Here is a 13,276-nt window from a genome sequence, read left to right as displayed (position 1 = left end):
CCTCGTCAAGCGCCGCGTTCGGCTCAGGCGGCGAGGCTCCTGCGGAACACCTCGGCGGCCGGCAGGGCGCCTTTGGGCCCCAGCACCGAGGCGGCGGCGCGGCCTTGCGAGACCATCCGCTCGCCGAGCCGCTGCAGGTCCTCGGCCGCGACCTCGTCGATCCGGCGCGCGAGCTCCTTCGGCCCCAGCAGCCGGCCGAAGATCAGCAGCTGGCCGGCGGCGTGCTCGGCCCGGGCCAGCGGCGACTCCCGGCCCATGAACATGGAGGCCTTCAGCTGGGCCTTGGCGCGGGCCAGCTCGCGCGGCTCGACGCGGCGGGCGAGGCTGGCGATCTCGCCGGCCACCACCTGCGCCAGCTCGCGCGCGTCCTTGGCCGCACAGCCGGCGTAGACCCCCAGCAGGCCGGTATCGAGATAGGTCTCGGCATAGGCGTCGATGGCGTAGGCCAGGCCCCGCCGCTCGCGCGCCTCCTGGAACAGCCGCGACGCCATGCCGCCCCCCAGGATCTCGGCGAAGAGGCGCAGCGCGAAGTAGTCGGGGTCGGTGGCGGCCGGCGCGGGCAGCAGGAAGACCGCATGCGCCTGCTCAAGACGGTCGGCCTCGGCGACGGCGCCGCCGTCGAAGCTCGCGGGCGGATAGGACAGCGCCGGCCCGGGCTGGGCCGCCTGCGGGCCGAAGTCGCGCTCGGCCAACTCCAGCAGCTCAGCCTCGTCCACGGCGCCGGCCGCGGCCACCACCAGGGCGTTCGGCGGATAGAGGCGGGCGCGCCAGTCGGCGAGGGATTCCGGCGTCGCCGCCCCGATCGACTCGACCGTGCCCAGGATCGGCCGGCCGAGCGGCTGGTCCGGATAGGCCGCCGCCTGGGCCATCTCGAACACCCTGTCCTCGGGATCGTCGGCGGCCTCGGCGATCTCCTGGGCGATGACCTGCTTCTCCTTGGCCAGGTCGTCGGGCGACAGGGTCGGGCGGAACAGCAGGTCGGAGATGGTGGACAGGCCCAGGTCCAGGCCGCCCTCCAGCGCCCGCACCTGATAGCTGGTCCGCTCGTAGCCGGTGGCGGCGTTGATCTGGCCGCCCTGGGCCTCGACGGCCTCGACGATCTCCTGCGCCGAGCGCCCGTTCGCGCCCTTGAAGACCATGTGCTCCATCAGGTGCGACCAGCCGCAGCGGGCCGCGTCCTCGTAGCGGGCGCCGCGGCCGGCGACGACCGACACCGCCAGGGTCTGCAGGCCCGGCATGGAGTCGCAGACGACCGTCACGCCGTTGGCCAGGCGCCGCACGGCGGGCAGGACGTCTTCAGGCAGCGGAGAACTCTCGGACATAGGCGTTGACGGCGGCCGCCTCGGGCGGGAGGCGGTCGTATTTCTCGGGCCGGTGCGCAAGGTCCTCGGCCCCGCGCGGCAGCGGCGGCGCGACGCCGGTGACCGCCTTCACCGTCTCAGGGAACTTGGCCGGGTGGGCGGTGGACATGACGACGACCGGGCCCTTGGTCTTCCCCATCCGGCGCAGGCCGGCGACGCCGACGGCGGTGTGCGGGTCGATCAGCTCGCCGGTCTCGTTGAGCGTCGAGACCATCGTCCGGGCCGTCTCGGCCTCGCTGACCATGCAGCCGCCGAACAGCTCGCGCATCGCGGCCAGGGCCTGCGGCGGCACGTCGATGACGCCGGTCTCGTTGAAGGCGGCGAACGCGCGGGCGGTCTCGACCGCGTCGCGCCGGACGCACTCGAAATAGAGCCGCTCGAAGTTGGAGGCGGCCTGGATGTCCATGGCCGGCGACTGGGTGGGCGTGATCTTCCCGCGCGCGTAGCGGCCTTCCTCGAAGGCCCGGGCGAGGATGTCGTTGGCGTTGGTGGCGGCCACGATGCGGGCGATCGGCAGGCCCATCCGCTTGGCGACGTAGCCGGCGAAGGCGTCGCCGAAGTTGCCCGAGGGCACCACGTAGGAAACCTCGCGGTCCGGCGCGCCAAGGGCGACGGCGGTCGTGAAGTAGTAGGTCGCCTGGGCCACGATGCGGGCGAAGTTGATCGAGTTGACGCCCGACAGGTCCACCGCCTGGCGCAGGGCCGGGTCCTGGAAGGCCTGCTTCACCAGCGCCTGGCAGTCGTCGAAGTCGCCCTGGATGGAGACGCAGGCGACGTTGGCCTCGGTGGCGGTGGTCATGAACCGCCGCTGGACCTCGGAGATCCGCCCCTCGGGGAAGAGGGCCACGATCTTGACGTTGTGGCGCCCGCGCAGGGCCTCGACCGCCGCCCCGCCGGTGTCGCCCGAGGTGGCGCACAGGATGGTCTGGGTCCGGTTCTGGCGGCTCAGCAGGGTGTCGTACAGGCGGGCCAGCAGCTGCATGGCCACGTCCTTGAAAGCCAGGCTCGGCCCGTGGAACAGCTCGGCCAGGAAGACGCTGGGCGAGACCTGCGTCAGCGGCACGACGGCGGCGTGGGTGAAGCTCGCATAGGCCTCGGCGCACATCTCCAGCGCCTCGTCCGCCGTCAGCTCGTCGCCGGCGAACTTGCCCAGCACGGCGGCGGCGACTTCGGCGTAGGGCCGCCCGGCGAAGCCGGCGATCTCCTCGCGGGTGAAGCTCGGCCACTCCTGCGGCACGTAGAGGCCGCCGTCGGGCGCAAGGCCGCCCAGCACCGCATCCACGAAGCCGACCGCGGGCGCCCCGCCCCGCGTCGAGACGTACCTCATCGCACCTTCCATCTGCGCCAGAGCACGGCGGCATAGACGGCGAGCAGCGCCCCGGCAAGGCCGAACCAGGTGAGCGCATACTCCATATGCCGGTTGGTGATGCCGCTGGGGACCGGCAGCGGTTTCAGCGCCCCCCACTGCGGATTGGTGGAGGTCTCGGCCATCAGGAACACCGGCGCGGGGGCCGGGGCGCCGAGCGCCCGCGCCATCCCGGGGATGTCGCGGCGGAACCAGCGCTGCTCGGTGTTGGCCGCGGCGAACAGGCTGGGCGCCTCGGGCGTGCGGATCACCGCATCGACGGTCACCGGCTCGCTCGCCGCCGCGTCGCGCGGCGGGCGCGAGGAAATGGTGTCGAGGACGAAGCCGCGGTCCACCAGCACCGAGCGATAGGGGCCGGCCTCAAGCCGGCAGGCCGAGATCAGCCGCACGCCCGACTGGCCCTCGTGCAGGCCGTAGAGTTCGAGCCAGGGCGCCTGGGCCAGGCCCGGGCAGACGGCGCGGACGCGGTGGAAGTCCATGTCCTGGCCGCCGGCGATGCGCGCCAGGGCCTGTTCAGCCGGGATCGGCGGGGCATTCTCCAGGGCCGCGATGCGGTCCAGAAGGTCCTGCTTCCAGGCGAGGCGCTGCAGTTGCCAGGCGCCGAGGCCGATCAGGATGGCGAGGGCGATCAGCACCGCGGCCGTGAGGCCGAGCGGGATGCGCCTAGACATCGCGGCGGCCGGCCTCCGAGGCCTTGTTGGCGAACTGGGCCGCCAGCATCACGCCCTTCAGCGGGCGCACCAGGGCGAGCGACAGGATCAGCGTCAGGGGCAGCCAGATGATCATGTGCACCCAGATAGGCGGGCGCACGGCGACTTCCACGAACAGGGCCGCGAAGGAGACCACGAAGCCGGCGATGAGGATCACGAAGACCGCCGGGCCGTCGCCGGAATCGGCGCTCCTCAGGTCGAAGCCGCACGCTTCGCAGCGTGCGGCCACCTTGAGATACCCTTCGAAGAGCGGGCCCTCGCCGCAGTTCGGACAGCGGGCCATGAGGCCCGCCGCCAGCGGATTGGGCCGGCTCATGACGCGGTCAATGCGCCGCGCCGCCGAAGATCACGTAGATGAAGGCGAACAGGAAGAGCCAGACCACGTCGACGAAGTGCCAGTACCAGGCCGCCGCCTCAAAGCCGAAGTGCTTCTGCGGCGTGAAGTGGCCGGCCATCAGGCGCAGCAGGCAGACGATCAGGAACAGGGTCCCGACCAGCACGTGGAAGCCGTGGAAGCCGGTGGCCATGATGAAGGTCGAGCCGTACAGCGTCGCGTTGGCCGCCTCCTCCGAGTAGAAATAGTCGTGCGAGAAGATGTGGTAGTACTCGTACGCCTGGACCGCCGTGAACAGCACGCCCAGCGCGATGGTCAGCGCCAGCGCGATCTTGGCGCCCTTGCGGTCGCCGACCTGCAGCGCGTGGTGGGCCCAGGTGACGGTGGTGCCCGACAGCAGCAGGGTCAGGGTGTTGACCAGCGGCAGCTCCCAGGCCGGGACGGTGTGCACGCCGTGCGGGGGCCAGGTGGCCCAGGCGGTGCGGACCTCCTCGATGGCGGACAGCGTCCGGAACTCATTGAAGAGCGCCATCTCGAAGAACATCCAGAACCAGGCGACGAAGAACATCACCTCGGAGGCGATGAACAGCACCATGCCGTAGCGCAGGCCGATCGAGACGACCGGGGTGTGGTCGCCCTGGCGGGACTCCTTCACCACGTCGCGCCACCAGCCGAACATCGTGTAGAGCACGCCGGCCAGACCGGCCCAGAAGACGATCGAGTTGCCCTTCTCGAGGCCCAGGGCGCCCTTCATCCAGACGACCGCGCCGATCGCCATGACGGTGGCGGCGACGGAGCCGACCAGCGGCCAGGGGCTGGGGTTGACCAGGTGGTAGTCGTGCTTGACGCCTTCGGCCATGTCGCTCGTGGTCCTGTCTTCTTAAGCGGCGGCGGTGTTCGCGCCGGTGCTATAGCCCCGCATCCGCCGATCCGCCAAGGGGCGAAGCCGGCCCAACCTGTTGCAGTTGAGCGGTTTTGCTGCCCTTCGCGGCCGGCGGGCTCGGGAAGTAGCTGTAGGAAAGGGTGATCTCGCCCTTGCCGCGGGTCTCGAAGTCCTCCGCGTACTCGGGATCGACGAAGTAGATCATCGGAAACTCGACCGTCTGTCCCGGCTGGATCGTCTGGTCCGAGAAGCAGAAGCACTCGAGCTTGCGGAAATAGGGGCCGGCCTGCTCGGGCACGACGTTGTAGGTCGCCCGGCCGGTGATCGGCCGGTCCGAGGTGTTGGTGACCTTGAAGAAGGCGGTGCCGGTCTCGCCGATTCGCAGCGTCTGGCTGACCTGCTCGGCCTCGAACTCCCACGGCAGGTCGCCGCGGACGTTGGTGTCGAAGTGGATCAGCAGGGTCTGGTCCAGCACCCGGGTCGGCGCGGCCTCGGCCTTGCGCACGGTGCCGTCGAAGCCGGTCAGCTGGCAGAAGGCGCGGTAGGCCGGCACGGCGGCGTAGGCGGCGCCCACCATCAGGGCGAGGCCGCCCAGGCAGGCGGCGGCGACCTTGCGGTTTCGCCGCCTGGCGGCGTCGGAAAGGCTAGAGGGGCCGGTCGAGGACATTGGCGCCGAGACGGACGATGGTGACGAGGAAGACGAGCACGACGAACAGCAGCAGGCCGAGGGCCAGGGCGATGTTGCGGCCCCGGCGGGCCTTGGCCTCGCGTTCGCTCTCGTTGGCCGGATCGCTCATGATCACACGAGCCCCGGCAGGCCCATGAGCCGCTCGGCCAGGATGCTGGCGAACAGCAGGGTCAGGTAGAGGATCGAAAAGGCGAACAGGTTGCGCGCGTCCTTCGCGCCGGCCTTCACGTCGTAGAGGCCGTCGTCGTTGCGCACCTTGGCCGCATCGCCCGCCTTGCTGCGCAGGACGCGCCAGGCCAGGACCAGGAACACCGCCCCGCCCACCGCCGAGACGGCGAGGTAAAGGCCCCCGCCCAGGCCGGTCAGCGCCGGGGCGATGCAGATCGGCACCAGCAGCAGGCTGTAGAGGAAGATCTGCTTGCGCGTCTCCGCCGCGCCGGCGACCACCGGCAGCATCGGCACGCCGGCCTTCTCGTAGTCCTCGCTGGTGTAGAGCGACAGGGCCCAGAAGTGAGGGGGCGTCCAGAAGAAGATGATCGCCACCAGCAGCCAAGCGTCCAGCGGCGCGGTCCCCGCCGCCGCGGCCCAGCCGATGGCCGGCGGCAGCGCCCCGGCGAGGCCCCCGATGACGATGTTCTGCGCCGTGCTGCGCTTCAGCCACATCGTGTAGACGACGGCGTAGAAGAAGATGGTGAAGGCCAGCAGGCCGGCGGCCAGCCAGCCGACCGCCATGCCCATGAACATCACCGAAAACAGCGACAGCACGACGCCGAGCGCCAGGGCGTCGGAGCCCTGCACCCGGCCGGCCGGCACCGGCCGGCTGCGGGTGCGCCGCATCTTCGCGTCGATGTCGGCGTCGTACCACATGTTCAGCGCCGCCGAGGCGCCCGCGCCGACGGCGATGCAGAGGATGGCCACCGCGCCCAGCAGCGGATGGATCGGCGCATCGGCGGCGATCATCCCGGTGAAGGCGGTGAAGATCACCAGCGACATGACCCGGGGCTTCAGCAGGCGCACGTAGTCCTGCCAGGTGGCGGGCGTGCGGGCCTGCGAGAGCGTGGAGGTCATAGACATCAGAATACTCGATAAGCCGAGGGTGCGCGGCCCGGCGTTTCCGGCCCGCGCACCCCGTAGGTCATAGGTTCGCCGGCGCTAGTGGTGCGCGTCCGGACGCACCACCGGCAGCTCGTTGAACTGGTGGAACGGCGGCGGCGAGGACAGGGTCCACTCCAGCGTCGTCGCGCCCTCGCCCCACGGGTTGGCCTCGGCCTTGCGGCGGAAGACCATCGCGTCGAGCAGGACCACCAGGAACACGCCCACGCCCGCCAGGGTGACGGCGTAGCCGAGCGAGGAGACCCAGTTCCACAGCGCGAAGGCGTCCGGGTAGTCGACATAGCGCCGCGGCATGCCCTGCAGGCCAAGGAAGTGCTGCGGGAAGAAGATCAGGTTCACCCCGATGAAGGTGATCCAGAAGTGCAGCGCGCCGAGCCACTCGCGGTACTTCACGCCGAAGATCTTCTCGAACCAGTAGTAGAAGCCGGCGAAGATCGCGAACACGGCGCCCAGGCTCAGCACGTAGTGGAAGTGGGCCACCACGTAGTAGGTGTCGTGCAGGCTGTAGTCGATGCCGGCGTTGGCCAGGACGACGCCGGTGACGCCGCCGACCGTGAACAGGAAGATGAAGCCGATCGCCCAGAGCATGGGCGTCTTGAAGTCGATCGACCCGCCCCACATCGTCGCGATCCAGCTGAACACCTTCACGCCCGTGGGCACGGCGATGACCATGGTCGCGGCCACGAAGTAGGCGCGCAGATTGATGTTCATGCCGACCGTGTACATGTGGTGCGCCCACACGATGAAGCCGACGAAGCCGATCGCCACCATGGCGTAGGCCATGGCCAGGTAGCCGAACACCGGCTTCTTCGAGAAGGTCGCCACGATGTGGCTGATGATGCCGAAGCCCGGCAGGATCAGGATGTAGACCTCGGGGTGACCGAAGAACCAGAACAGGTGCTGGTACATGATCGGGTCGCCGCCGCCCGCCGGGTTGAAGAAGGCGGTGCCGAAGTTGCGGTCGGTCAGCAGCATGGTGATGGCGCCGGCCAGCACGGGCAGCGACAGCAGCAGCAGGAAGACGGTGACCAGCACCGACCACACGAACAGCGGCATCCGGTGCAGGGTCATGCCCGGCGCGCGCATGTTGAAGATGGTGGTGATGAAGTTGATGGCGCCGAGGATCGAGCTGGCGCCGGCCAGGTGGACCGACAGGATGGCGAAGTCCATCGCCGGGCCCGCGTGGCCCATGGTCGACAGCGGCGGATAGAGCGTCCAGCCGCCGCCGAAGCCGCGGCCCGGGCCGCCGTCGGTGAACATCGACAGCAGCAGCAGCACCCAGGCGGCCACCAGCAGCCAGAACGAGATGTTGTTCATCCGCGGGAAGGCCATGTCGGGCGCGCCGATCATCAGCGGCACGAACCAGTTGCCGAACCCGCCGATCATCGCCGGCATGACCATGAAGAAGATCATGATCAGGGCGTGGCCGGTGACGACCACGTTGTAGCCGTGCTTGGAGGCCTCCACGAGGCCGAGCTTGGCCAGCAGGCTGCCTTCGGTGAACACCTGGATGCCCGGCTCGGCGAGCTCCCAGCGGATCAGGCCGGACAGGGCGCCGCCGACGATGCCCGCCATGATGGCGAACAGCAGGTACAGCGTGCCGATGTCCTTGTGGTTGGTCGAAAGGAACCAGCGGACGAGGAAGCCCGGCTTATGGTCGTGGTCTGCGTGAGCGGCGGCGTGAGCCATCTGACTTCGAGTCCTGGAGACTATTTCGCGGCGGGCGCGGCAGGCGTCGCCGGAGCGGCGGCGGCGGGTGCGGGAGCGGCGGGGGCCGGAGCCCCAGCGGCGGCGGCGGGCGCGGCGGCCTGGGCCGAAGCCGCGTCGGCGGCCGCGTCCAGGGTGGTCGGCGTCGGAGCCGGCGCCTTGCCGGTCTTGGAGGCCACCCAGGCGTCGAACTCGGCCTGGGTCACGACCTTCACCTCGATCGGCATGAAGGCGTGGTCGACGCCGCACAGCTCACGGCAGTTGCCGTAGTAGGTGCCGACCTTGTCGGCCTTGAACCAGGTCTCGTTCACGCGGCCCGGGACGGAGTCGGTGATGACGCCGAAGGCCGGGATGGCGAAGGCGTGGATCACGTCCGCGCCGGTGGTCAGAACGCGGACGACCTTGCCCTCCGGCACCACGATCGGCTCGGTGACCGCCAGTCGATAGGGCACGCCGCGGGCCTTGGCGTCCTCCTCCGGCAGCATGTTGGAGATGTACTCGCTGATCTCCAGGTCCGGATACTCGTAGCCCCAGTACCACTGGTAGCCGGTCGCCTTCACCGTCACGTCCGCGCGCGGCATGTCGTGGTAGGCGAACAGCAGCCGGAACGAGAAGATGGCGATGAACATCAGGATCATCACCGGCGCCACGGTCCAGACGATCTCGACCGGCGTGTTGTGGCTCCAGCGGGCGGGCGTCGGGTTCGAGCGCTTGTTGAAGCGCACGACGACCCAGATCAGCAGGCCCAGCACCAGCAGGCAGATGGCCGTGATGATCGGCATCAGCACCGCATCATGGAAGAAGTGCGCCTGGTGCTTCAGCGGCGAAGCCGCCGGCTGCAGCCCGATCCCGCCGGGCGTCGGCTGCCCCAGCAAGTCTTCGGCGAATGCGGCGCCGGCGAAAGACGCCATCGCGACGCTTGCGGCCGCCCCAGCCGCCAGCGCACGGATCCCCTGAAACCTCGACTTCATGTCCCCTCGGTCTCTTCGGCCGCGCGCCCCGGATTGGAGGCGATTCTCCCGGCCATACGAACGTAGGGGCCGCGCGGAACTCGTCCCGGGCCCTTCGCGGGCGTCCATACGCGCCTTCCCCAAGATTGCCAAGGCGGTTGGCTGCACTCGCCTTGCGACGGCTTGACCTTCGTCAAGCGGCCCCTCGGAAAACCGTGGCGGGAGACCGCCGTATCGGCGGCCAACAGCGACCGGCGTTCGGCTGGCGAGCAGGCCCGGACGCATCGGCCGCGGGTGACGCGGCAGGCCTGAGCCCCTATCTCTAGGCTCTCCAGCCTGAAGAGAAGACCGGCCCATGAACGCGCACGCCTCCGCCCCCTCGATCCTGGCCTCCTCCGGCGTCGACGCCGATCGCGCGCGCGGCCTGCTCGGCGAGGCCCTCGCCGGGGCCGACGACGGCGAGCTGTTCGTGGAGCGCAGCGAGAGCGAGGCCTTCCTCTATGATGACGGGCGGCTGAAGTCGGCCTCCTACGACGCCACCGAGGGCTTCGGCCTGCGGGTGGTCGCCGGCGAGACCGCCGGCTACGCCCACTCCAGCGAAATCTCCGAGGGCGCCATCGCCCGGGCGGCCCAGTCCGCGGCGCTGGCCAAGCGCGGGTACCAGGGCGTCGCCGCCGAGCCGCCCCGGGCCACCAACGAGAAGCTCTACGGCGAGGACAATCCCCTCGCCTCGCCCGACTTCTCCGACAAGGTCGCCCTGATGCAGGAGATCGACGCCTGGGCCCGCGCGCGCGACCCGCGCGTGGTTCAGGTGATGGCCTCGCTGGCCGGCGAGCGGCGGACGGTGGAGATCCTGCGGGCCGACGGGCGGCTGATTCGCGACGTGCGCCCGCTGTGCCGGATCAACGTCCAGGTCACCGTCGAGCGCGAGGGCCGGCGCGAGAGCGGATCGTCGGGCGCCGGCGGCCGCGCCGGCTTCGAGACCTGGATCACGCCCGACCGCTGGCAGGAGCAGGTCGACGAGGCCCTGCGCCAGGCGCTGGTCAACCTCGACGCCGTTCCCTGCCCGGCCGGCGAGATGGACGTGGTCCTCGGACCGGGGTGGAACGGGGTGCTGCTGCACGAGGCGGTGGGCCACGGGCTGGAAGGCGACTTCAACCGCAAGGGCACCTCGGCCTTCTCCGGCCGGATCGGCGAGCGGGTGGCCGCGCCCGGCGTCACCGTCTTCGACGACGGCTCGATCGCCGGCCGCCGGGGCTCGCTGACCGTCGACGACGAGGGCACGCCCACCGAGCGCACCATCCTGATCGAGGACGGCGTCCTGGTCGGCTACATGCACGACCGGATGAGCGCGCGGCTGATGGGTCTGAAGGCCACCGGCAACGGCCGGCGCCAGTCCTACGCCCACCTGCCGATGCCCCGGATGACCAACACCGGCATGCTGGCCGGCGATTCGACCCGCGAGGAGATGATCGCCTCGACCAAGCGCGGCCTCTACTGCGCCAACTTCGGCGGCGGCCAGGTCGACATCACCAACGGCAAGTTCGTCTTCCAGTGCACCGAGGCCTACCTGATCGAGGACGGCAAGGTGACCACGCCGGTGAAGGGCGCGACCCTGATCGGCGACGGCCCCTCGGCCCTGACCCGGGTGACCATGATCGGGAACGACTTCGACTTCGACCCGGGCATCGGCATGTGCGGCAAGTCCGGCCAGAGCGTCCCCGTCGGCGTCGGACAGCCCTCGCTGAAGCTGACCGGCCTGACGGTGGGCGGCACGAGCCTCTGAGGCCGCGGCAGGCCCCCTCCACCGCCTTCGGCGGTCCCCCTCCCCCAAAGGGGGAGGAGAGGAACTCCGGCGCCGCATCGATTCTCCTCCCCCTTGGGGGAGGGGGACCACCCGTAGCGTGGTGGAGGGGGCCGCGCCGCACCCACCTGTCCGAAATTTAATCCACCTTTCCGCAATTTAATTGGCGAAGCTTGATTGGGGCGGGCTCTCTCCCCGCGGGAGAGGTTACATTGCTCGTTACATCGATCTTCGCCGCGGCGCTGGCCGCCGCCGCCCCTGACGCCGCGTCCGACGCCCAGGCCAGCGAGGCCGCACCCGCGGCCGCGCCGGCGGTGATCAGCTATCCGCCGGCCTTCTTCGAGAGCTTCGCGCCGGGCAACGCCTTCGAGATGGTGTCCCGCCTGCCCGGCTTCGCCTTCGACGGCGGGGCCGACGTGCGCGGCTTCGAGGGGGCGGCCGGAAACGTGCTGATCGACGGCGAACGGCCGGCCTCCAAGAGCGACAACCTGGAGTCGATCCTGCGCCGCATCCCCTTCTCGCAGGTGGAGCGGATCGACCTGATCCGGGGCGGCGCGCCCGGCATCGACATGCAGGGCCAGTCGGTGATCGCGAACGTCATCCGCAAGCAGGGCGGCGGCTTCCGCGGCCTGGCCGCCATCTCCAACAACGCCGCCTACGACGGCCGCAACGCCCAGGGCGCGCGGCTCGAGGGCTCCGGCAAGTGGGGCGTGACGTCCTGGGAGGCCGGCGTCGTCGGCGGCGAGGGCATCGACGACGGCGCAGGCGACGGCCCGGCCGTCCACCTCGACGCCGCCGGCCGGCCCGTGGAGACCGCCTTCCTCGACACCGACGGCGACGTGCTCAACGTCAACGCCACCGGCGCGATCGAGACGCCGCTGGCCGGCGGCAAGCTGCGGGTCAACGGGCGGTTCTTCGCCGAGGTCTACGAGTACGACGAGCTGGGGCGGGTGACCTTCCCAACGCCCTATCTCGCCCGCGGCCAGGACGAGGTCGACACCGTCTCGACCGAGCTGGGCGGACGCTACTCGCGCGTCCTCGGCGCCCGCACCTCGCTCGAGCTCGTGGGCATCCAGCAGACCGAGTCGCAACAGATCGCCTCGAACTTCGAGGCGCCGGGCGAGGCGGTCGCCTTCACCCGCGACTCGGACCTCGGGGAGAGCATCGGCCGGGCCAAGCTCTCCTACCGGCACAACGACCGGCTGTCGTTCGAAGCGGGCGCGGAGGGCGCCTTCAACTGGCTGGAGGGCGTCACCCGGCTGGCCGTCAACGGCGCGCCTGTGCCCGTTCCCGCCGGCGACGTGCGGGTCGAGGAGAAGCGCGGCGAGGTGTTCGGCAAGGCCGTCTGGCAGGCGCACCGCAAGCTCACCCTGGAGGGCGGCCTTCGCTACGAGGGCTCCAACATCTCCTCCGAGGGCGACGTCGAGCTCGAGAAGACGCTCTACTTCCTCAAGCCGCGCGCGGCGCTGACCTGGGCGCCGGACGAGAAGACCCAGCTGCGGCTGCGCCTGGAGCGGGTGGTCGGCCAACTCGACTTCGACGACTTCGTCTCCTCGGACTCAGTCAACTCCAGCACCCTGACCGCCGGCAACCCGGACCTCGATCCCGAGCAGGAGTGGGTGGTCGAGGCGGCGCTCGAGCGCCGCTTCCTGGACGGGGGCGCCGTCGTGCTGACCGCCCGCCGCTCGAACCTGACCGACGTCATCGACCGGGCCCCGATCCGCACCCTGGAGGGGGTGTTCGACGCCCCGGCCAACATCGGCGACGGGATCCGCGACGAGCTCGTCCTGAACCTGACCCTGCCGCTCACCCGGCTGGGGCTGAAGGGCGCGCAGCTGCAGGCCGAGTCCACCTGGCGCCGTTCGGAGGTCACCGACCCCACGACGCTGCAGAAGCGCGAGATCTCGGGTCTGAGGCCGCTGGAGTGGGAGGCCCACTTCACCCACGACCTGCCGCGTCTCAACACCACCTGGGGCGTCAACGTCTTCGGCGCCTGGCGCGAGACCTACTACCGCTTCGACGAGGTCGACGTGGTCAAGCTGAAGAACTGGGTCGAGCTGTTCGCCGAGGTCCGTCCGCGGCCCGACATCAACGTCCGCCTGGCCGTCTCGAACGTCGGCGAGCGGGGCTTCCGCCGCACCCGCTACGTCTACCCCGGCGGCCGCGACGTCACCCTCGCCCCCGAAGTCTTCGACCGCGACCGCCAGTTCGGCCGGCTGTTCTACGTCCGCGTCCGCAAGAGCTTCGGGGGGTGAGGCTCCAGTCCCCTCCTCCCGCCAGGGGAGAAGGCCAGTCGCCCCGCTCCCGTCGCGGCAAAGCCGCACCTGACGGAAAAACCAGCGAACGCTGTAAAATTAGGC

The 13,276-nt window shown here is 70.4% G+C and carries 12 protein-coding genes; 2 read left to right on the top strand and 10 right to left on the bottom strand.

The window, feature by feature from the left end:
- Positions 1-23: 23 nt before the first annotated feature.
- From ACFSC0_RS11460 to coxB, 10 genes are all read right to left on the bottom strand, one after another.
- Positions 24-1,322 (bottom strand): M16 family metallopeptidase, encoded by a 1,299-nt coding sequence (locus ACFSC0_RS11460; RefSeq protein ID WP_377282799.1) that lies wholly within the window; start codon positions 1,320-1,322, stop codon positions 24-26.
- Positions 1,297-2,688, bottom strand: a complete 1,392-nt coding sequence (gene thrC / locus ACFSC0_RS11455) for a threonine synthase (protein ID WP_377282800.1) — start codon at positions 2,686-2,688, stop codon at positions 1,297-1,299. Before thrC ends, ACFSC0_RS11460 begins: the two co-directional genes overlap by 26 nt.
- Entirely contained in the window at positions 2,685-3,398 is a 714-nt protein-coding gene (locus tag ACFSC0_RS11450) for an SURF1 family protein (RefSeq protein ID WP_377282801.1), read from the bottom strand. Before ACFSC0_RS11450 ends, thrC begins: the two co-directional genes overlap by 4 nt.
- On the bottom strand, positions 3,391-3,753 hold the full coding sequence (locus ACFSC0_RS11445) for a DUF983 domain-containing protein (RefSeq protein ID WP_377282802.1): 363 nt from the start codon (positions 3,751-3,753) through the stop codon (positions 3,391-3,393). Before ACFSC0_RS11445 ends, ACFSC0_RS11450 begins: the two co-directional genes overlap by 8 nt.
- Positions 3,754-3,760: 7 nt before the next feature.
- The gene (locus ACFSC0_RS11440; RefSeq protein ID WP_377282803.1) at positions 3,761-4,630 is read right to left on the bottom strand and encodes a cytochrome c oxidase subunit 3; all 870 of its coding nucleotides are present in this window, start codon (positions 4,628-4,630) and stop codon (positions 3,761-3,763) included.
- A gap of 49 nt (positions 4,631-4,679) precedes the next feature.
- Entirely contained in the window at positions 4,680-5,321 is a 642-nt protein-coding gene (locus tag ACFSC0_RS11435; RefSeq protein ID WP_377282804.1) for a cytochrome c oxidase assembly protein, read from the bottom strand.
- Positions 5,299-5,451, bottom strand: coding sequence for a hypothetical protein (locus tag ACFSC0_RS11430; RefSeq protein WP_377282805.1), 153 nt, complete (start codon positions 5,449-5,451; stop codon positions 5,299-5,301). The genes ACFSC0_RS11435 and ACFSC0_RS11430 overlap by 23 nt, the downstream gene beginning before the upstream one ends.
- A gap of 2 nt (positions 5,452-5,453) precedes the next feature.
- Positions 5,454-6,416: a heme o synthase gene (cyoE, locus tag ACFSC0_RS11425; protein WP_377282806.1), complete on the bottom strand. Its 963-nt coding sequence runs from the start codon at positions 6,414-6,416 to the stop codon at positions 5,454-5,456.
- Between the two features lie 78 nt (positions 6,417-6,494).
- A complete protein-coding gene (gene ctaD, locus ACFSC0_RS11420) occupies positions 6,495-8,144 on the bottom strand; it encodes a cytochrome c oxidase subunit I (protein WP_377282807.1) in 1,650 nt (549 codons plus the stop codon).
- Positions 8,145-8,164: 20 nt separating this feature from the next.
- Positions 8,165-9,133, bottom strand: a complete 969-nt coding sequence (gene coxB, locus ACFSC0_RS11415) for a cytochrome c oxidase subunit II (protein ID WP_377282808.1) — start codon at positions 9,131-9,133, stop codon at positions 8,165-8,167.
- 334 nt (positions 9,134-9,467) lie between these two features.
- On the opposite strand from coxB, the gene tldD reads away from it, so the two are divergent.
- Together tldD and ACFSC0_RS11405 are read left to right on the top strand one after the other, a co-directional pair.
- Positions 9,468-10,898 (top strand): metalloprotease TldD, encoded by a 1,431-nt coding sequence (gene tldD / locus ACFSC0_RS11410; RefSeq protein WP_377282809.1) that lies wholly within the window; start codon positions 9,468-9,470, stop codon positions 10,896-10,898.
- 230 nt (positions 10,899-11,128) lie between these two features.
- Positions 11,129-13,171 carry a TonB-dependent receptor plug domain-containing protein gene (locus ACFSC0_RS11405; protein ID WP_377282810.1) on the top strand — a complete coding sequence of 681 codons (2,043 nt, stop codon included), beginning with the start codon at positions 11,129-11,131 and terminating at the stop codon, positions 13,169-13,171.
- The last annotated feature ends 105 nt before the right edge of the window (positions 13,172-13,276 follow it).

The sequence above is a fragment of the Phenylobacterium terrae genome, from assembly GCF_042681205.1.
GTDB classification, from domain to species: domain Bacteria; phylum Pseudomonadota; class Alphaproteobacteria; order Caulobacterales; family Caulobacteraceae; genus Phenylobacterium; species Phenylobacterium terrae.
The sequence above is the reverse complement of the archived record's forward strand: the minus strand, read 5'-3'. Positions and strand labels throughout refer to the sequence as shown.